Genomic DNA, 619 nt, shown 5'->3' with positions numbered 1-619 from the left:
CGTCGACGACGGTCACCCCCTTGGCGGCGACCTGCTGGCCGAGCAGTCCGGCGAAGGCCGAGGTCTTCTTGCGGTTGAAATCGCCTTCCAGCCCATGGCCGACGGCCTCGTGCAGCATGACGCCCGGCCAGCCGCTGGACAAGACGATGTCGAAAGTGCCGGCCGGCGCCGGTATCGCCTCAAGATTGACCAGAGCTTGCCTGAGCGCCTCCTTGGCGGCGTGCTTCCAGCTGTCCTCGACCAGGAATTCGCCAAACGCCTTGCGGCCGCCCATGCCGTAGGAGCCGCTCTCCTGGCGGTCGCCATTGCCGACAACGACGGAGACGTTGACGCGGACAAGCGGGCGGATGTCGCGCACCATTTGGCCGTCGGCGCGCACGATCTCGACATGCTGCCAGGATGCGGCGAGCGATGCCGAAACCTGCCGCACGCGCGGGTCCTCGGCGCGCAGCCAGGCGTCGATTTCCTGCAGGAGCTTTGCCTTGGCCTCGAAGGAGGGCGAGGGGATCGGGTTCTCTTCGCCATAGAGATGGCGGTTGGTGCGGGCGGGTGCGGCGGCAAGCGTGCCGGAATAGCCGCCCTTGACGGTCGAAACGGCATCGGCCGCGCGCAGCAGCGA

General features: G+C 67.9%; 1 protein-coding gene. It reads right to left on the bottom strand.

Annotated features, from left to right (window positions below):
• Positions 1-619 (bottom strand): metallopeptidase TldD-related protein (locus tag ENZ74_RS33675; protein WP_245471069.1); only part of this gene is annotated, 619 nt, incomplete at both ends.

The sequence above is a fragment of the Mesorhizobium sp. M7A.F.Ca.CA.002.15.2.1 genome (assembly GCF_003998715.1).
GTDB classification, from domain to species: domain Bacteria; phylum Pseudomonadota; class Alphaproteobacteria; order Rhizobiales; family Rhizobiaceae; genus Mesorhizobium; species Mesorhizobium ciceri.
The sequence above is the reverse complement of the archived record's forward strand: the minus strand, read 5'-3'. Positions and strand labels throughout refer to the sequence as shown.